Source organism: Limnohabitans sp. TS-CS-82 (genome assembly GCF_002943475.1).
This window is the reverse complement of the sequence record NZ_PTQX01000004.1, coordinates 150,654-168,957: the sequence shown is the minus strand read 5'-3', so window position 1 is coordinate 168,957 and position 18,304 is coordinate 150,654. Positions and strand designations below refer to the sequence as shown.

The 18,304-nt window shown below is 57.0% G+C and carries 17 protein-coding genes; 15 read left to right on the top strand and 2 right to left on the bottom strand.

The features are described from left to right. Positions 1 to 5: 5 nt before the first annotated feature. The gene (locus C5F52_RS10625) at positions 6 to 1,202 is read right to left on the bottom strand and encodes an FAD-dependent monooxygenase (protein WP_104798332.1); all 1,197 of its coding nucleotides are present in this window, start codon (positions 1,200 to 1,202) and stop codon (positions 6 to 8) included. A 16-nt stretch (positions 1,203 to 1,218) separates the two neighbouring features. After that, positions 1,219 to 2,868 carry an FAD-dependent oxidoreductase gene (locus C5F52_RS10620; protein WP_104798331.1) on the bottom strand — a complete coding sequence of 550 codons (1,650 nt, stop codon included), beginning with the start codon at positions 2,866 to 2,868 and terminating at the stop codon, positions 1,219 to 1,221. Between the two features lie 144 nt (positions 2,869 to 3,012). Between C5F52_RS10620 and C5F52_RS10615 the strand changes: the two genes are divergently transcribed. The 15 genes from C5F52_RS10615 (at position 3,013) to C5F52_RS10545 (ending at position 18,303) form a co-directional block, all read left to right on the top strand. Then, entirely contained in the window at positions 3,013 to 4,743 is a 1,731-nt protein-coding gene (locus C5F52_RS10615) for a thiamine pyrophosphate-requiring protein (RefSeq protein WP_104798330.1), read from the top strand. Between the two features lie 26 nt (positions 4,744 to 4,769). Next, on the top strand, positions 4,770 to 5,744 hold the full coding sequence (locus tag C5F52_RS10610) for a tripartite tricarboxylate transporter substrate binding protein (protein WP_161499689.1): 975 nt from the start codon (positions 4,770 to 4,772) through the stop codon (positions 5,742 to 5,744). A gap of 37 nt (positions 5,745 to 5,781) precedes the next feature. Next, complete coding sequence (locus C5F52_RS10605) at positions 5,782 to 8,091, top strand: xanthine dehydrogenase family protein molybdopterin-binding subunit (protein WP_236657824.1); 2,310 nt, start codon at positions 5,782 to 5,784, stop codon at positions 8,089 to 8,091. A gap of 15 nt (positions 8,092 to 8,106) precedes the next feature. Further along, the gene (locus C5F52_RS10600) at positions 8,107 to 8,574 is read left to right on the top strand and encodes a (2Fe-2S)-binding protein (protein ID WP_104798560.1); all 468 of its coding nucleotides are present in this window, start codon (positions 8,107 to 8,109) and stop codon (positions 8,572 to 8,574) included. 12 nt (positions 8,575 to 8,586) lie between these two features. Continuing rightward, positions 8,587 to 9,378, top strand: a complete 792-nt coding sequence (locus tag C5F52_RS10595; RefSeq protein WP_104798327.1) for a xanthine dehydrogenase family protein subunit M — start codon at positions 8,587 to 8,589, stop codon at positions 9,376 to 9,378. Further along, a complete protein-coding gene (locus C5F52_RS10590) occupies positions 9,375 to 10,289 on the top strand; it encodes a MoxR family ATPase (protein ID WP_104798326.1) in 915 nt (304 codons plus the stop codon). The genes C5F52_RS10595 and C5F52_RS10590 overlap by 4 nt, the downstream gene beginning before the upstream one ends. A gap of 11 nt (positions 10,290 to 10,300) precedes the next feature. After that, positions 10,301 to 11,422 (top strand): VWA domain-containing protein, encoded by a 1,122-nt coding sequence (locus tag C5F52_RS10585; RefSeq protein WP_104798325.1) that lies wholly within the window; start codon positions 10,301 to 10,303, stop codon positions 11,420 to 11,422. A 30-nt stretch (positions 11,423 to 11,452) separates the two neighbouring features. Beyond that, positions 11,453 to 12,034: a CoxG family protein gene (locus tag C5F52_RS10580; RefSeq protein ID WP_104798324.1), complete on the top strand. Its 582-nt coding sequence runs from the start codon at positions 11,453 to 11,455 to the stop codon at positions 12,032 to 12,034. A gap of 116 nt (positions 12,035 to 12,150) precedes the next feature. Continuing rightward, a complete protein-coding gene (locus C5F52_RS10575) occupies positions 12,151 to 13,131 on the top strand; it encodes a tripartite tricarboxylate transporter substrate binding protein (protein WP_104798323.1) in 981 nt (326 codons plus the stop codon). Positions 13,132 to 13,155: 24 nt separating this feature from the next. Further along, positions 13,156 to 13,590 carry a MarR family winged helix-turn-helix transcriptional regulator gene (locus C5F52_RS10570; protein ID WP_236657823.1) on the top strand — a complete coding sequence of 145 codons (435 nt, stop codon included), beginning with the start codon at positions 13,156 to 13,158 and terminating at the stop codon, positions 13,588 to 13,590. A gap of 22 nt (positions 13,591 to 13,612) precedes the next feature. After that, positions 13,613 to 15,304, top strand: coding sequence for an FAD-dependent monooxygenase (locus C5F52_RS10565; protein ID WP_104798322.1), 1,692 nt, complete (start codon positions 13,613 to 13,615; stop codon positions 15,302 to 15,304). Between the two features lie 13 nt (positions 15,305 to 15,317). Next, a complete protein-coding gene (locus tag C5F52_RS10560) occupies positions 15,318 to 15,509 on the top strand; it encodes a DUF2783 domain-containing protein (RefSeq protein ID WP_104798321.1) in 192 nt (63 codons plus the stop codon). Positions 15,510 to 15,529: 20 nt separating this feature from the next. Then, on the top strand, positions 15,530 to 16,072 hold the full coding sequence (locus tag C5F52_RS10555) for a VOC family protein (protein ID WP_104798320.1): 543 nt from the start codon (positions 15,530 to 15,532) through the stop codon (positions 16,070 to 16,072). Positions 16,073 to 16,081: 9 nt separating this feature from the next. Further along, the gene (fahA, locus tag C5F52_RS10550; protein WP_104798319.1) at positions 16,082 to 17,398 is read left to right on the top strand and encodes a fumarylacetoacetase; all 1,317 of its coding nucleotides are present in this window, start codon (positions 16,082 to 16,084) and stop codon (positions 17,396 to 17,398) included. 62 nt (positions 17,399 to 17,460) lie between these two features. Continuing rightward, entirely contained in the window at positions 17,461 to 18,303 is an 843-nt protein-coding gene (locus C5F52_RS10545; RefSeq protein WP_104798318.1) for an enoyl-CoA hydratase-related protein, read from the top strand. Position 18,304: the final 1 nt, after the last annotated feature.

Genomic DNA, 18,304 nt, shown 5'->3' with positions numbered 1-18,304 from the left:
AACTCCTAAATTTCGGCGCTGATGGCGTCGTAGTTGAAGATCCAGTCGTAGCGGTTGCCAATCGCGGTTTGTTGCCACTCGCGTTCAATGAAGGCCACGCCTTGTACGGCATCGGCGAGGGCGGGGTTGTGAAAGCGTGGGGTGTTGTCGCTGGCGCCACGCACCATGCGGTAAGCGCGTGCCATGCGTGCCGCCTCAAAGCGTTGGAAGGCATGCGGCAAGTCGTGCGCGTCTTGGCGGATGCAGCGTTGCAAGACGACGGCGTCTTCCAAGGTGAAGACCGCGCCTTGTGCCAAAAACGGCAAGGTGGGATGGCAGGCGTCGCCCATCAAGGTGACGCGTCCTTGCGACCAGTGTTCTAAAAAAGGGCGTCCACACAAAGCCCATTTCAAAAATGAAGGGGCATGGCGAATCATGGTTTGGATGTCCTCGTGCCAGCCTTCAAAAGCGGCCAAGGCGGCATCCACGCTGTCGGGACTGTTCCAAGGTGGGCCAGACCATGTGTTGCCTTCGAGCGTGCCCACAAAGTTCATGACCTTGCCTGCATGCAGCGGGTAATGCACCACATGGCCACCGGGGCCTACCCAATTGGTGGCGACGGGCCGCGCCAAGTGCTCGGGCAGCACATCCATGGGAATCAAGGCGCGCCAAGACACCATGCCCGAGAAGTCAGGCGGCGCTGCGCCAAACATGGCTGCACGAACTTTGGAGTGCAAGCCATCTGCGCCAATCAAGGCATCGCCGCTGACCGAGGGGGCGTCTTCAAAGTGCAGGCTGACGCCCGCATCAGATTGCGTAAACCCTTTGCAGCGCGCGTTTAAGTGAATGGCATCGGGTTTGAGGGCTTGCACCGCATCGGCCAACACCTGCAGCAGGTGCGGGCGAAATGCCGTCATGTAGGGGTAGCCGTATTTGTCGATGGCTGCTTTGCCAAGGTCAAACAGGGGCCAGGTTTGACCTGTGTTCCAGAGCCGAATTTCTTTGCCTTGGGTGGGGCTGGAGAGGGCCTTTAAAGATTCAAACACGCCCGTGTGATCCAACACCCGGTTGCCGTTCGGGCTGATTTGGATGCCTGCACCCACTTCACGTAATTCGCTGGCTTGTTCGTAAACGTCGACGTCGATGTTGTTTTGCAGCAAGGTCAACGCCGTCGCCAAGCCGCCAATGCCGCCGCCTGCGATCAAGATTTTGGGGTGTGTCATGCAGACGTGTTTCAAATCAAGCGGGTTGGCCACACACGCGATCAACCCAAGCCACAGGATCAGCGGGCAATGTACGGCCTCGCCACGCCACATGTTGGTCTGGCCGAGACAGCACCAGAGCCTCCTTATAAATCATCTTGGCCTCGTTGCCTGCAATGTCGATCACGCGCATCGGCATGCCACGTTGATGGGCGGCGTGAACCAATGGGCGGACGTCAACGCTTGGGTCGGTACGCAAAAGTGCGTAGTCGTCGCCGAGTGCGTCGTACAACGACGTGCCATCGGAAAGATATACGTGGGGTGTTCGGCACCCGGGTACGGTGGATGGTGTGAATTGGTGCATGGTGTAGTTTGGTGCGGCCTCGTCGTCGTAGGCAATGATGGGCGAGGTGTCGTAAAAATAGCCAAAGTTCAAGCCCGCGCAACAGTATTGCTGCACGTTCAAGTCGTACAGCTTTTGCCCTGTTTTTAGTCGCAGCGCATCGCCTTCTGGGCCCATGGCTTCAAGTCCTTCGGGAATAGCGCTGCGTTCTTTTTGCAGCGCCAATGCATGGTTCATGGCGAAATGTGAGACTTGTTGTGTGATCGGCTTTCGTTCTGCTTCGTAGGCATTCAAGATGTTCGAGTGGCCCCAACCTTGGAGGTGCGCAGCCAAGAGCCACGATAGGTTCATAGCGTCTGCAATGCCCGCGTTCATGCCGTAACCCGCCATGGGAATCCAGAGGTGAGAGGCGTCACCGCAGATAAATACACGTCGATCGCGAAATTTGTCGGCGACCAAACGACGACCAACCCAGTCTTCGTGGCTCAATATGTCGTATTGAAAATCTTGCCCAACGCCCAAAATTTGGCGAATGGCCCAGTCTCTGTCAATGGCGTGAAAGTCAAGTTCGTCGTCTTTGAGGTAGTTGTGAATCAGCCATTTTTCTTTGCCATCGATGGCATACACATTGCCGCAGCGTCGAGTGTTGAGCGAGAAGGTGGCCCAAGCCGGTGCGACTTTGAGGTGTTTTAGCAAGTCTGGCGCATGGATGTAGGTGGATTGCACGCGGCCCACGACATCGGTGCCTTCTAGCTTTGCACCAATTTTCTTTCGCGTGTTCGAATGGCCACCGTCGCAGCCGACCAAATATTGACAACGGATATGGAGCAGCTGGCCACTGTCTAAATCGTGGCCTAGGGCTGTCACGCCGTCTTCGTCTTGCGAAAAATCGTCAATGGATGTGCGATTGAGCAGCGTCACTTGGGGCATTGCCAGCACATGTTCAAACAAGATCGGCTCTAAATAAATTTGATTGATTCGGTGGGGTGGCTCAGGCGTAGGCCAGTGGCCGTCAGGACCTGATGTGACGGTCCAGCGATCTCGACGGCAGGGAATCGGAATGCGAGACAGTTCTGTACCGGTGAATGTTGTACGGTAGGCCACATCATGCGGGTAGTCCTCGGGTAAGCCGCTTTGACGAACCGCATGGGCGACACCTAAGCGTCGAAAAATTTCCATCGTGCGTGCCGACACATGGTTGCATTTGACGTTGGGCGGTTCGCCGCGATGACGCGTTTCTGCGATCACGACCTCAATGCCCCGTTGCGCTAAGTCCATGGCCAAGGTCAGGCCGACCGGACCAGCGCCAATGATCAAGACAGGGCAATTCAGGGGGGGCGTCATTCGTCTTTCCTTCATTGAATCAGATGGCGATATTGAAACGATTGTGTGGGACGGGTGCGCTTGCCCGTCTAGGGAATCCCCTAGCTGACGAGAGGTGTCAATGATTGCTAGCATGCTAACGAATACACAGCGAGCTTGTTTCTTATGCCCCCTCACACCCATCCCACAACCTCTCATTATTTTTGGAAGGGGTTGACAGATTTGGGGGTGGATCATGTGTTCTCTAACTTAGGGACAGACCACGTTTCTTTGATCGAAGAGCTGGCGCGTTGGGACCGTGAGGGTTTGGCGCATCCCAATTTGGTGCTGTGTCCGCATGAAAACGTGGCCATGCACATGGCCGCAGGTTATGCCGCCGTGACAGGCAAAGGGCAAGCGGTGATGGTGCATGTGGATGCGGGCACCGCCAATGCCGCCATGGGCATGCACAATATGTTCAGGGCACGGTTGCCCGTGATGCTGATTGCCGGTAAGGCCCCTTACACCTTGCGCGGCGAATTGCCGGGGTCGCGTGACAACTATGTGCATTTTGTGCAAGACCCGTTTGACATCGCCAGCTTGGTGCGCCCGTATGTGAAATGGGAATACAACTTACCCAGCGGCGTGATCACCCAAGAGGTGTTGCGCCGTGGTCATTCGGTGATGCAAAGTGACCCACCGGGCCCGGTTTATCTCACGCTGCCTCGCGAGGTGTTGGCCGAGACGTGGGCACCAGACCAAGCCCCCTCTTTCAGTGCGGCGCGTTACGGCCCCGTGTTGGCCGGTGGTGTTGAGCCCTCGTGTGCGCGTCGCTTGGCTGAGCAACTGATGGCTGCTGATCGGCCCATCGTCGTCACGTCATATCTGGGGCGTAAAGCCGAAGCGGTGCAGGCCCTGGAAGAGTTGGCCGATTTGTGTGGCATTCGAGTGTTTGAGTTCAGCCCCAGCTACTTGTGTATCTCGCGTGCATCGCCTTGCTTTGCGGGGTTCGATCCAGGGGTGTCTATGTCTAGCACTGACGTGGGGTGGCTGCTCGATGTGGACGTGCCATGGTTGCCTAAATTTCTGCAAGACAACCCGCACACGCACTGGACGCAAGTGGATGTGGATGCCATCAAGAAAGATTTCCCCATGTGGGGCTTTGCCACCGATGTGCGCATGCAGGCCGATTGCGCCACGGTGTTGCGACAAGTCACGGCCGAAGTGCGCGTGCTGGCGGATGCGGCGTTCCATGCGCGTGTCGAACAGCGCATGGCGCTGATGCAGGTGGAGCACCAACAGCGTCAAGCCAACATTGAAAAATTAGCCCACCAGCCTGGCACGCAAGGCGCCATCAGTCCGGCCTACTTGTGTGCCCAACTCGGGCAAGCGTTGGCCCCAGACGATGTGGTGATCAACGAGGCCATCCGCAACACACCTGCGGTGCTCCATCAAATTTCGCGCACAGAACCCCTGACCTTGTTGGGCGGTGCAGGGGGTGGTTTGGGTTACAGCGGCGGCATGGCGCTGGGGGTGAAGTTGGCCAAGCCAGACGTGCGGGTGGTGCACATCGTGGGCGATGGTGGTTTTCATTTCTCAACGCCCACCTCGGTGTATGCCACGGCCCAGCGTTACAACTTGCCCATCTTCACGGTGGTGTTGGACAACGGTGGCTGGCAGGCGGTCAAAGAAGCGGTGTTGCGCGTTTACCCAGACGGCGAAGCGGCCCAAGCCAATGAATTTCAGGCTCGTCTGCAAGGTCCTGAACGGCATTTCGAGCAAGTGGCCCAAGCCTTTGGCGCCTACGGCGAATGCGTGAGCGACCCCGCAGATGTCCCCGACGCGATCGCCCGTTGTTTGCAAGCCTTGCATGATGGGCGCGCTGCTGTGTTGAATGTGCAGATCGGCCTTCAGTGATGCCAGTTTTCAAGGAGCCTTTGACCATGTCCATGTTTTCTCATAAGCATTTTCTCTTGGCGACGCTGGCCGGTTTGGGCGCTTTGGTGGCGCCAATTCTCAGCGGCGCTGCTGACTTTCCGACGCGTCCAATCACCATCGTGGTGGGTTACTCACCCGGGGGTGCCAACGATGTGTTGGCGCGCATCGTGGCCGAAAAATTAACCACCAATTTGGGCCAGCCGGTGATTGTCGAAAACCGCCCGGGCATTGCCTCCATCGTCGGGGCGAGTTATGTGGCCAAAGCCAAGCCCGATGGTTACACCTTGTTGATGGGGGCCAGTGGCCCCATCGTTTTTAACCATGTGCTGTACGCCAAGTTGCCCTACACACCGCAAGACTTCGCCCCCATTTCCTTGGTCGGCACTTTTCCGTTGGTGATGCTCACGCATGCCAATAACCCTGCCAAGTCGGTCACGGAGATGGTGAGCTTTGCCAAGCAAAACCCAGACAAGGTCAATTACAGCGCGCCTTCTGCCTCGTTTCAGTTGATTGCCGAGTTGTTCAATGGCAAAACCGGCACACGCTTTCAGCACATTCCGTACAAAGGAAGCGCTGACGCGATCACGGCCGTCATGACCCAAGATGTGACGATGACTTTGATCGACACCGGTCCGGCCATCACCGCTTTGCAAGGCGGTCGCGTCAAGGCGATGGCGGTGACTTCTGGGGAGCGTTTGAAAGACTTGCCCAATGTGCCCACCATGACAGAGCTGGGCGTTGACATCAACGTGTCGTTTTGGAGTGGTCTACTTGCACCCGCTGGTACACCGCCTGCGATTGTGAAAAGAATTCAAGAGGAAGTGGCGCGTGTGTTGGAATTGCCTGATGTTAAAAAACGCATCACGGGCTTGGCCATCACGCCGGTCAGCAACACCCCTGAGCAGTTTGACAAAATGATCACGCAAGAGATCAACGCTTGGCGTCAAGTGGCGACAGAGAAAAACATCAAAGCCAACTGATCGTGTGTCAGTGGCTTGAACTTCACGGAGATTGAACTTGGTTAATCCCACAAAATTCGGCAGCGGACAAGCTGTTCAGCGTTTGGAAGACACGCAGTTGCTCAAGGGCGCTGGCGTCTACGCCAACGACATCACGCCAGACGGTCAAACCCGTTTGTGCTTTGTGCGCTCGCCTTACGCGCATGCACGCATCGTGTCCATCGACACCTCTGCCGCCGAGGCCATGCCCGGCGTACGCTTGGTGGTCACGGGCGCACAGCTCAAAGCGGCAGGCATGAAGCCAATGCCCAGGCCTGTGAACTTCACCCGTGCAGATGGCACACCCGCCGCATCGCCCGACCGTCGTATTTTGGCGGCTGACCGTGTGCGCTACGTGGGTGAGGCTGTGGCCGCCGTGGTGGCTGACACGGAAGAGCAGGCGCGCAATGCTGCCGAGGCCGTGATGGTGGAGTTTGAAGAGTTGCCTTGCGCGGTGACCTTCGATGACGCACTCAAGCTGGATGCGCCTTTGTTGTGTGATGCGCCCGATAACCGCGTGGCCGAAACGCGCTATGGCGATGCTGCTGCGACAGCCCAAGCCTTTTCGCAAGCCGCGCATGTGGTTCAACTCGACATCACCAACCAACGCTTGGTGGCCTTGACCATCGAGCCCCGCAGCGTATTGGCGTACCCCGAACAAGGTCGCTTGGTGGTGCGCATGAGCACGCAAATGCCGACGGGCGTGCGAACGCTGGTGTGCGATTTGCTCGGCCTGCCTACCTCGCAAGTGCGCGTGGTGGTGGGCGATGTGGGTGGTGGTTTTGGCATGAAAACCGGTGCTTATCCGGAGGACTTGGTGGTGGCCTATGCCGCCCATACCTTGCAGCGTCCCGTCAAATGGATTGCCGATCGCAGCGAAGACTTTTTGAGCAGTGCCCATGGCCGCGATGTGTCCGTCAAAGCAGGCTTGGCTTTGGATGCGCAGGGCAAAATTTTGGCTTTGCGCATTGACACCCTTGCCAACGTGGGTGCTTACCCATCGATGACGGGTGTGGCCATTCAACTGCTGATTGGCCCCTGGGTGCAAAGCAGCGTGTATGACATTCAGCTGATTGATTTCCACTTTGTCGGCGTGTTGAGCAATACGTCGCCAACAGGGGCTTATCGCGGTGCGGGGCGTCCAGAAGCGATTTACAACATGGAGCGTTTGATGGACGAGGCCGCGCGCAAGTCTGGCATCGACCGTATTGAACTGCGCCGTCGCAACATGATTGCGCCTTCGCAAATGCCTTACAAAAACCCCATGGGTCAAACCTATGACACGGGCAACTTTGCGTCCATCATGGACCAAGGTTTGGCGCAAGCTCAGTGGGACAGTTTTGCCCAACGCGCTCAAAAATCAGCCCAACGCGGACTCTGGCGCGGCTTGGGTGTGGCCACGTTCTTGGAGTGGACGGGTGGCAACGCCTTGGAAGAAAACGTGCATGTGCAGGTGCTCCCAGACGGTGTGATTGAAGTGTTCACCGCCGTCAACGCGATGGGGCAGGGTATTGCCACTTCTTTGGCTCAATTGGTCGTGGATGTGTTTGGTGTGCCGCTGTCGCAAGTGCGCATCGTCATGGGTGACACCGATCGCGGCAATGGTTTTGGCAGTGCGGGCTCGCGCTCCTTGTTCACCGGTGGATCGGCTGTGAGCGTGGGCGCCAAGCAAACTTTAGACAAAGCGCAAGATTTGGCTGCACAAGCTTTGGAAGCCTCGTCGCAAGACCTGCGTTATGAGCAAGGGGCCTTCCATGTGGTGGGCACAGACTTGAAAATTGGTTTGGCCGAATTGGCCGCGCGTCAGCCTGAGCAACGCATTGAGCTCAACTCCACCACTGCAGCCACTGGCCCGACTTGGCCCAATGGTTGCCATGTGTGCGAAGTCGAGTTAGATCCGCAAACCGGTGAAGTGCAGGTGGTGTCTTACACCTCCATGAACGACGTGGGGCGTGTGGTCAACCCGATCATTGTGCGAGGCCAACTCGATGGTGGTGCCGTGCAAGGCATTGGCCAAGCCTTGTTGGAGGACGTGGTGTACGACCCCGAAACGGGCCAACTCTTGACCGGCAGTTTGATGGACTATGCCGTGCCGCACGCAGACATCATGCCGGGCTTGTTTGACACCCACACGGACGAAAGCATTCCGTGCAAAAACAACGTGTTGGGCGTGAAAGGCGTGGGCGAACTTGGCACCATTGGGGCCACGCCCGCCGTGGTCAATGCCGTGGCCGATGCCTTGGCACGCCACGGCCGCGCTGACTTATCTCCTCAGCTGCAAATGCCGCTGACCCCTTATCGCCTTTGGCGCTTGATGCAACAGGGCTAAACAATGAATACTTTGATGCCAGTTACTTTGACCGTGAACGGCCAAGCCGTCACCTTACATGCCGCGCCCAACACCTTGCTGGTGCAAGCCTTGCGCGAACATCTCAAACTCACCGGCACCCATGTGGGTTGCGACACAGCCCAGTGTGGTGCTTGCACGGTGTTGATGAATGGCAACGCCATCAAGTCGTGCAACGTGCTGCTCGCGCAAGCGCAGGGCGCAGAAATCACCACCATTGAAGGTTTAGCCAGTGCCGATGGCACGCTGCACCCGATGCAACAAGCGTTCAAAGCGTGTCACGGCTTGCAGTGCGGTTTTTGCACACCAGGCATGGTGATGACAGCGGTGGGCTTTTGCGCAAAGAATGCAGCCGTCGATGCGCAAGATGTGCGTCACGCGTTGGAAGGCAATCTGTGCCGCTGCACCGGTTATCAAAACATTGTGTTGGCTGTGCAGCAAGGCGCTGCGGCCATGAAGGCTTAAGGAGTCCGCGTTATGTATGCATTCACGTACGAGCGTCCAGCGTCTTTAGGCCAAGCCTTGTCGTTGTTGGCTGCGGGTGGTCAAGCTTTTGCGGGCGGACAAACCTTGTTGGCTTCCATGAAGCAGCGATTGTTGAGCCCTGAGCAGTTGGTTGATTTGTCTGCCTTGAGCGAGCTGCAAGGCATTCGCCAAAGTGGCGACGCTTGGGTGGTGGGCGCATTCACGCGCCATCAAGAGCTGGCCGAGCATGCGGGCTTGCGCGCTGCCTTGCCGGGCTTGGCTGCGTTGGCTGGCGGCATTGGCGATCGCCAAGTGCGTGCCATGGGCACCTTAGGCGGTTCTGTGGCCAACAACGATCCCGCGGCTTGTTACCCGAGTGCGGTGCTCGCCTTGGGCGCCACGGTGCACACCGACCGTCGACAGATCGCAGCGGATGATTTTTTCCAAGGCATGTACACCACGGCCTTGGAGCCGAGTGAGGTGATCACCGCGATTGCGTTTCCAGCCGTCTCGCGCTCTGCCTATGCCAAGTTCAAACAACCGGCCTCTCGCTTTGCCTTGGTGGGGGTGTTTGTCGCTCAAACTGCAGCGGGTGTTCGGGTGGCCGTGACGGGCGCAGGCAATGGGGTGTTTCGTCATGCAGGTTTAGAAGCTGCGTTGAGTCAGCGTTTTACGCCAGAGGCTGTGGCCGATGTGGTGATTGACGCCAGCGAGCTCAATGCCGATTTGCATGCCTCTGCCGACTACCGCGCCCATTTGATCAAAGTGCAAACCCAACGCGCGGTGCAGCAGGCCTTGGCATGAGTCCAGCGGGGGCGCTGGCATCGATCGATGCCTTGGTGGCCGCATTGGCCCAAGAAGGGTATTTGGCTGAGCGGCGATTGGCCACGGCTGTTTTTCTGGCACTTCGCTTGGAGCGACCGTTGCTGCTGGAAGGTGCGCCCGGTGTGGGCAAGACCGAGTTGGCCAAAGCCTTGGCGCGTGTGATGCAACGTCAAATGTTGCGCTTGCAATGCTATGACGGCATGGAGCAACGCGAAGCGCTGTACGAATGGAACCATGCGGCGCAGCTGCTCCATTTGCGGGCTATGCCAAGCCCAACTGAGAACGCCACGGACACCGCCGCTGCAACCCCTAATCTGGAGCAAGCGGTGTACCAAGACCGGTTTTTGATTCGCCGTCCGTTGTTGCAAGCCTTGGACATGCCAGCCCCAGGCGCGGTGCTGCTGATCGATGAGGTGGACCGCGCTGACGAACCTTTTGAAGCGTTTCTTTTGGAGTACTTGGGCGAGTACCAAATCAGCATTCCAGAGTGGGGCACCGTCAAAGCGACGGTGACGCCCATCACCATTTTGACCAGCAACCGGACCCGCGATTTGCACGATGCGGTGAAACGGCGCTGTTTGTTTCATTGGATGGATTACCCAGACCAAGCCCGCGAATTGGCCATTGTGCGTGCGCAAGTGCCGCAGGCCAGTGAAGCCTTGGCCCTTCAAGTGGCCGAGTTTGTGGCGAAGGTTCGCAGTGCGGCGTTTGCATCGCACTTTGAGCGTTTGCCAGGCATCGCTGAAAGTGTGGAATGGGCGCGGGCTTTGGTGATGCTGCAAGCGCAAAACCTAGACGCACCGTGTGTGGTGGACACCGCGGGTGTTTTATTCAAGCAACAAGACGATGTGTTGACCTTGCAAAGCCACCTAGACGCTTTGCTGGCTTAGGCGGAGACGGCATGCTGACCGAGCAATTGGTGATGTTGGGCCGTCACTTGCGCAACGCAGGGCTGCCTATGGACAGTGCGCGCATGGCCTTGGCTGTGTCAGCTTTAGACCTCGTGACCGTGGATCGGTGTGATGACGTGCGTGATGCGTTAGAGGCCGTGTTCGTGAGCCGTGAAGAAGATCGCGATGTGTTTCTTCAGGTGTTTGAAGCGCACTGGCGACGATGGGGCCAAACAGGCTCAGCCCAGTCGATACCCCTGACCATGGGCAGCAACGAGAGCCCAAAGCATCGGCGTGCTCAAGTTGCACAAACCGATGCTTTGCTGGCACCCGATGACGAGCCTTGCGCTTCTCCCGCACTCAGCGCCAGTGACTTACAGCGTCTGCGACAGGCCGACTTTTTGAGCTTGAGCGCGGATGAGTTTTTGCAATTGCAACACCACGCGAAAGCCATGCGCTTGGATATTCCGCAAGTTAAAAGCCGGCGTTGGTGTCGCAGTGAGCGAGGTTCGCGTGTGGATTGGTCGCGTCTCATGCGCAGTGCTGCGCGTCATGGCGGTGAAGTGCTGCATGTGCCGCGTCAGCGCAGGCGCAAACAGGTGCTGCCTTTGCTGGTGCTGTTGGATGTCTCGGGATCGATGGCGCCTTATGCGCGCATGTTGTTGGCCTTCTTGCACCAACGCACCTCGCAAGGCCCGCGAGCGGTCTTTACATTTGGCACGGCGTTGACAGATCTGCGTTCAGCGTTTGCACTGCACGATCCTGATGCCATGCTGCAATCCGTCAACCAAGCGGTGTCTGACTTTGGTGGCGGCACGCGTTTGGGTGCCTCACTGGCAACGCTGCGTCAGCGTTATCCCAGTACATTGACGGCGCGACGTTCGGTGGTGTTGCTCATCACGGACGGCTTAGATACCGGTGAGCCCGATGTGTTGAGGTCTGAGATGCAGTGGCTCAAACGCCATGCCCGACGTGTGTTGTGGCTCAACCCCTTGTTGCGTTTTGAGGGCTATGCGCCTTTGGCGCGTGGCCCCAAGGTCTTGTCCGAATGCTGCGACGCGCAAGTGGCGATTCATAATTTGGACCGTTTGTCATCATTTGCCCAAGGGCTTCAACAGCTTTTAAAAACTTGACCCCGTGTCAATTCAAGGAGATCAATCGATATGGAAATGCAAGGCACACGGCAACTGCCGGTCAGTCGCGAACAAGCGTGGGATGCGCTCAATAACCCCGAAGTCCTGAAGCGCTGTATCCCAGGTTGTGACAAGTTTGAACTGGTGGGTGAGCACCGTTACGCCGTAGGTGTCGCCATCAAAATCGGGCCCGTCTCGGCCAAGTTTTCGGGCACGGTCACCTTGCAAGACATCGATCCGCCCAATGGCTACGCCTTGGTCTTTGATGCACAAGGTGGCGTGGCAGGGTTTGGCAAAGGTGAGTCGAATGTCAGCTTGATGCCCAACGACCAAGGCTGTGAATTGCGCTACACCGTTCAGTCACGCATTGGTGGCAAATTGGCGCAATTGGGGCAGCGATTGGTGGATGGCGCGGCCAAGTCGTTGGCCGAAGATTTTTTCAAACGCTTTGAGGCCACGTTTGATGCGCCTGCGGTTACGGACGCTGATTTGGCTGGTTCTGCGACAGGCAAGGGCGTTGCATCTAGCGCGGTGGAGGGTCAACCGGTGCCGATTTGGGCATGGGGCTTGGCGACGTTTGTGTTTACTTTGGCGGTCATCTTCATCGTCTAATTTTCTGAATTTTGGTTGCATGCACAACCATTAGGGTTTCTACTTGGTTGCGCGCGCAACCAATTAGCGCAAAATTCATGCTTCTAAAAAACACAGATGTGTTCAGGGAGAAGACGATGAATAAGTTCACAGGAAAACTCAAGGCTTCGTTGGTCGTGGCCTTGCTGGCGCTTGGTGCCGCGAGTGCTTTGGCCCAAAAATATCCCAACAAAGTGATTGAGTGGGTGGTGCCTTACCCACCTGGCGGCGGTACCGACACGGTGGCGCGTACGTTGGCGCAGGTCATGGGGGAGTCACTGGGCCAGCCCATGGTCATCAACAACAAGCCTGGTGCTGCCACCAACATCGGTGCGGAGTACGTGGCGCGCGCCAAGAACGATGGCTACGTCATCATGTCGGCCGACACGGCCACACTCGCCGCCAATCCGTTCATTTACAGCAAGTTACCTTTCCATGTGGAGAAAGACTTTGCGGCGATCGGTTTGACTGTTCGATTCCCCATGATTTTGGTGGTCAATCCGGCAGTTCCTGCCAGCAACCTCAAAGAGCTGTTGCAGTGGATGAAGACGCAAGACGGCTCCGTCAGTTACGCCACACCCGGCGCTGGCAGTCCGCACCATTTGGCGTCCGAGTTGTTCCGTGAAGTGAGCGGCACCAAGCTGACCCACATTCCCTACAAAGGTGCGGCACCGGCTTTGCAAGATGTGGTCGGCGGACAAGTGCCCATGATGTTTGTGGACACGGCCAGTGGTTACCAATTCATCACGTCAGGTAAGCTGCGTCCGATTGGTATCGCCAGCGCCAAGCGTGTCAAGAATTTTGAAAATATCCCGACCTTGGCCGAGCAGGGTTTGAAAAACTTTGAAGCCTACGCTTGGCAAGGGTTGCTGGCACCTGCAGGCACGCCTGAAGAAGTCATTCAAACCTTGAACAAAGCGCTGATGAATGCCATGAACAACACGCAAGTCAAGGCGAAGTTGCAGGTGTTGGGGTTGGAGGCCACGCCAAGTACACCACAGGCCATGGCGGATTACGCCGCCAAAGAGCGCGCCAAGTGGGGCCCCATCATCAAGGCCACTGGCATCAAAGCAGATTAATTTAAAGCGTAAAGGCATCACACCGTGGTTCTCAAACTCGACCGTTCGTTCACTTACCGATTGCACCTCTTGAACAAAGAGTCTGACTCGGAAAGTCATAAGTCCTATGTGGACAAACTGGGTTTGTCCGTGAGCGAGGCACGGTGCTTGGCCACGGTGGGTTCTTTTGAGCCCATGTCGGTGATGGACTTGTCGTTCAAAGCCAATGTGAACAAAGGACAAGCCAGCCGAGCCGCCCAAATCTTGGTCGACCGAGGGTTCATTCGTAAGGCTGAAAACCCCAACGATGGCCGCGGTGTTGAGTTGACGTTGACAGCCGAGGGGCAAGAACTTTGGGCGAAAACCATGAAGCTGATTGAAGCCCGCAACCAAGAAATATTTGGCTGCCTCAACAAAGAAGAGTTGGCTCAGTTGAGTGGATTTTTAGACCGCTTGGTGGCGCACAACGTCAAAACCTGATTCGATATTTTGAGAGTAAAAAATGCATAACCCGACCACAGAGGCGCGCCCCTCGATTTACTACAACTACCAAGTGAACAAGCCTTGGTTGCCTTCGCAACATGGCCCGCAGGCGCGCCAAAAAGTGGTCATCGCAGGCGCTGGTCCTGCAGGCATGGTGGTCGCCTTGGAGTTGGCGCGTCATGGCGTTGCCAGTGTGATCGTGACGTCTGAGTTGCAAGTCTCTCAAGGCAGTCGGGCGATTGTGTTCACGCGTCGCTCCATGGAAATTTTGCAGCAAGTTGGTGTGGCCGATCGCATGACCGACAACGGCTTGCCTTGGCGGTTTGGCAACTCGTATTACCGAGGCGAGCGCGTGTTTCGCTTAGAAGCGCCGCACGATGCGGACGATCGATTTTTCCCGATGCTCAACATCCAGCAGCAATACATGGAGGAGTACCTGCTGGATGCCTGCAACGCCAGTGATTTGATCGATTTCCGTTGGGGCAATCTCGTGACCCAGGTTGAGCAAATGGATGGTTTTGCCAAGGTGACCTTGGACACGCCTGAAGGCCCCTACACCTTGGAAACCGATTGGTTGGTCGCCGCAGATGGTGGGCGCTCTGGCATTCGCACCGCCATGAATTTGCAAATGGAAGGCGCTTCTTACGAAGGCTTTTTCGTCATTGCGGACATCAAGATTGATCTGCCCTTGCCGACCGAGCGCTTGGCGTATTTCGACCCCGATTGGAACCGTGGCAACACCATCCTCATGCACCGTGAGCCGCATGGCATTTGGCGTGTGGACTACCAGTTGCCCGAAGGGGAGACGCCAGAAGAGGCGTTAAAGCCCGAGTCGTTGAAAGCCCGCATCGATGCACAGCTGGCCATGATCGGCCATGCGGGCGCGACATGGGAGATGGACTGGAACTCGGTCTACTCCGCCCGCACATTGACCTTGCCCGACTATGTGCACGGCAATGTGATCTTCACCGGCGATGCCGCGCATTTGCTGCCTATTTTTGGCGTGCGTGGCGCGAACACTGCGTTTCAAGATGCGCAGTCTTTGGGATGGCAATTGGCGTTTGTGGTCAAAGGCCTGACCAGTCCCCAACTGTTGGCCAACCACAGTGCGGAACGTGTGGGGGCGGCCCGAGAAATCATTCAAGAGGCGGGCAAGAGCACGCGTTTCATGGCACCTCCGAAAGGCGGTTTTCAGTTGCTGCGTGATGCGGTGCTGTCGCTGTCGTTGACGCAGGCGTTTGTGCGCCCGCTGTACCACTGGCGCACCTCGCGTCCGCATGCGTACACGCATTCCATGCTCAACAGCCGTGGTGATGACAACGCCTTGTTCACCGCTGGCCCTGAGCACGGCGCACCGCCACAAAACATTCGTTTGGCACCCGATGACTTTTTGTTAGACCATTTGGGGGGTGGCTTTGACTTGCTGTATTTCACCGAGGCAGAGGCTGTTCCTGCGGCCTTGCTTGATCTGGTGGCAAAGGTGCAAGCCAAGGGGGTGCCGATGCGCGTGATTGCTGTGGGCTCGTGCCCCAAGGTGGCCGGGGCCGATGTGACATTGGCCGATACCCAAGGTCATTTCCGCCGTCGCTACGGGGTACAAGCCAGTGGTGCAGCCTATCTGTTGCGCCCCGATCAACATGTTTGCGCACGCTGGCTCACGTTAGACGCCACACGTTTGCAAGACGCCTTGGCAGCTGCACTGCCGCAATAAAGAGAGCACGTTCATGACACCTCATCCCACTTTGAGCCTGACGGGTTTAGAAACCGTTTATGACGCACTGGCCATGGCAATTGACCAAGCCGGTTCAGACAAAAAAGAACTCTTCCTGGTCAAGTTGGCTTTGCTCAATGCCCAGGCATTGGGCGACGCTGAACTGTTCCAGCAACAGCTGCACATCGCGTTGCAAGATTTGTGAAACGCCAAGGAGCACACCCCATGAAAATAGACCGTATTCACCACGTTGCTTACCGCTGCAAAGACGCCAAAGAAACCGTCGAGTGGTACGTCAAGCACCTGAACATGAACTTCGTGCTCGCCATTGCCGAAGACTTGGTGCCCAGCACCAAAGCGCCAGACCCGTACATGCATGTGTTCTTAGATGCAGGCCATGGCAACGTGCTGGCATTTTTTGAGCTGCCCACCGCACCCGCAATGGGGCGCGACATCAACACGCCAGCTTGGGTGCAGCACATTGCCTTCAAGGTCAACAGCATGACCGAGCTCGAAGCGGCCAAAGCGCAGTTGGAGGCGGGCGGTGTGGAGGTGTTGGGCATCACGGACCACGCCATCTTCAAATCGATTTACTTCTTTGACCCCAACGGCCACCGCTTAGAGCTGGCCTGCGATGTGGGCACGCCCGAGATGTACCAACAACTCGACGACGTGAAGTGGGCGATGCTCGAAGAGTGGAGCCAAACCAAACAAGCGCCCAAGCATGCCGCTTGGATGCACGATCAAGAATTCAAAGCTTTGGACTGAGGTAGCGCCATGACCACACTGAACGAAACCCACGACCCACATTTGCGCAGTTGGGTCGAGACGGCCAACGTCGCTGGCTGCGATTTCCCGATTCAAAACTTGCCGTTCGCCGTCTTTCGCCGCCAAGGCACCGATGAGGCGTACCGATGCGGTGTGGCCATTGGTGATCAGGTGTTAGACCTTGCTGCCTTGGCACAACGCTCGCCGTTCAGTGGCTTGGCATACGACGCCTTGCAGGCCGCTGCGCAAGACAAGCTCAATGCCTTGATGGCCTTGGGTGAGCCTGCATGGGCCGCATTGCGCTTGGCGTTGTCTCGCGCTTTGCGCGCAGGCGCTGCGGCGCAAGCCAGTCTTGCCGCATGTTTGGTGCCAGTGTCGGATGTGGTGTTTGATGTGCCCGCACGCATCGGTGACTACACCGATTTCTACACCTCGGTCCACCACGCCACCAACATTGGCAAGCAATTTCGCCCAGACAACCCGTTGTTGCCTAACTACAAATGGGTGCCCATCGGCTACCACGGTCGCACATCCAGCATTGGCGTGTCAGGGCAGACGTTTGCACGTCCGAAAGGGCAAATCAAAGCACCCGATGCAGAAGTGCCTGTGCTGGCCGCTAGCAAACGCGTGGACATTGAGCTGGAGCTGGGAATTTTCATTGGCTCTGGCAATGACTCTGGTGATGCGATTGCCATCGCCCAAGCCGAGCAGCATGTGTTTGGCATCTGCTTGTTGAACGATTGGTCTGCGCGTGATATCCAAGCTTGGGAATACCAGCCCTTGGGGCCGTTTTTAGCCAAAAATTTTGCCACCACCATTTCTCCTTGGGTGGTCACGATGGAGGCGCTGGCGCCGTACCGCGTGCCCTTTGTCAGACCTTCGGCTGATCCGCAACCTTTGCCATATTTAGACAGCACAGCCAATCGCCAAGCGGGTGCTTTGGACATCCAGCTGCAAGTGGGTTTGCAAACGCCGCGTATGCGCCAAGAAGGCGAAACGGATGCCTCCATTTGCCGCACCAGCTATCGCCACGCTTATTGGACGATTGCTCAAATGGTGACCCATCACACAGTCAACGGTTGCAATCTGCAACCGGGTGATTTGTTGGGCAGTGGCACGCTCTCTGGCCCCACGCTGGATCAAGCAGGCGCCTTGATTGAGTTAACCACAGGTGGTAAGCATCCTTTGACCTTACCCAATGGCGAACGTCGCGTCTTTTTAGAAGATGGCGATGCGGTGGTCATCCGTGGTTGGTGCGAGAAACCGGGTGCGGCACGCATTGGCTTTGGCGCATGCTGGGGCACGGTGCTGCCTGCGAAAACTTGATACACGCGAGCTTCGGGTCTACCCGATAGCTGGCAGAGGCGCAGGCCATTTATATTCATGTGATGAATTCACTGACCTGCTTTTCTCTGTCCATCCACGATCACGTGGCGCATTTGGTGCTCAACCGCCCCGAGGCGCTCAACACCATGCACCCCACGTTTTGGCGTGAATTGGATGGCGTGCTCGACCAACTTCATCGCGACACACAAGCGCGTGTTTTGGTGATCTCCAGCACGGGCAAACATTTCAGCGCAGGCATGGCCTTGGATGCCTTTGGTGGCGAGTTGACCATGCAAGACCAAACGCCAGAAGGGCGCGCCGCTGTGTTTGACCAGTTGATGGATTTGCAGTCCACGTTCACGCGCTTAGAAACGCTGCGCATTCCCGTGGTTGTGGCATTGCACGGCTGCTGCATTGGCGGCGCGGTGGACTTGGTGACCGCTGCATGCATTCGCTATGCGAGTGCGGACACGTTCTTTTGCATTCAAGAAATCAACATTGGCTTGGTAGCCGATGTGGGTACTTTGCAGCGCTTGCCTAAATTGATGCCCATGGCCTTGGTGAAAGAGTTGGCTTACACCGGCCGACGCTTGGGGGCCGAGCAAGCCAAAGTGCATGGTTTGGTGAATGAGGTGTTTGCTGATGCCTCCGCAACTTTAGCCGCCGCCATGCAATGCGCCAATGAGATTGCAGCCAAGCCGCCCGTGGCGATTTGGGGCACCAAACAAGCGCTGAACTATGCGCGAGATCACAGCGTCGAAGATGCCCTCAAACAAATGGGCTGGCTACAAGGCGCCATTTGGAGCAATGCGCATGTGGGTGAGGCGATCGCGGCATTCCAAACCAAGCGCGCTGCAAGCTTTCCGGATTTGCAAGCGTTGAAATCTTTTCGCGATCTGGGTTGAG

Bases quoted from the DNA above. Each gene is read 5' to 3' on its own strand.
- C5F52_RS10545 (WP_104798318.1), top strand. From the start codon at position 17,461: ATGAATTCACTGACCTGCTTTTCTCTGTCCATCCACGATCACGTGGCG.
- C5F52_RS10625 (WP_104798332.1), bottom strand. From the start codon at position 1,202: ATGACACACCCCAAAATCTTGATCGCAGGCGGCGGCATTGGCGGCTTG.
- C5F52_RS10595 (WP_104798327.1), top strand. From the start codon at position 8,587: ATGTATGCATTCACGTACGAGCGTCCAGCGTCTTTAGGCCAAGCCTTG.
- C5F52_RS10560 (WP_104798321.1), top strand. From the start codon at position 15,318: ATGACACCTCATCCCACTTTGAGCCTGACGGGTTTAGAAACCGTTTAT.
- C5F52_RS10565 (WP_104798322.1), top strand. From the start codon at position 13,613: ATGCATAACCCGACCACAGAGGCGCGCCCCTCGATTTACTACAACTAC.
- C5F52_RS10615 (WP_104798330.1), top strand. From the start codon at position 3,013: ATGCCCCCTCACACCCATCCCACAACCTCTCATTATTTTTGGAAGGGG.
- C5F52_RS10580 (WP_104798324.1), top strand. From the start codon at position 11,453: ATGGAAATGCAAGGCACACGGCAACTGCCGGTCAGTCGCGAACAAGCG.
- fahA (WP_104798319.1), top strand. From the start codon at position 16,082: ATGACCACACTGAACGAAACCCACGACCCACATTTGCGCAGTTGGGTC.
- C5F52_RS10620 (WP_104798331.1), bottom strand. From the start codon at position 2,868: ATGACGCCCCCCCTGAATTGCCCTGTCTTGATCATTGGCGCTGGTCCG.
- C5F52_RS10585 (WP_104798325.1), top strand. From the start codon at position 10,301: ATGCTGACCGAGCAATTGGTGATGTTGGGCCGTCACTTGCGCAACGCA.
- C5F52_RS10600 (WP_104798560.1), top strand. From the start codon at position 8,107: ATGCCAGTTACTTTGACCGTGAACGGCCAAGCCGTCACCTTACATGCC.
- C5F52_RS10590 (WP_104798326.1), top strand. From the start codon at position 9,375: ATGAGTCCAGCGGGGGCGCTGGCATCGATCGATGCCTTGGTGGCCGCA.
- C5F52_RS10610 (WP_161499689.1), top strand. From the start codon at position 4,770: ATGTCCATGTTTTCTCATAAGCATTTTCTCTTGGCGACGCTGGCCGGT.
- C5F52_RS10575 (WP_104798323.1), top strand. From the start codon at position 12,151: ATGAATAAGTTCACAGGAAAACTCAAGGCTTCGTTGGTCGTGGCCTTG.
- C5F52_RS10555 (WP_104798320.1), top strand. From the start codon at position 15,530: ATGAAAATAGACCGTATTCACCACGTTGCTTACCGCTGCAAAGACGCC.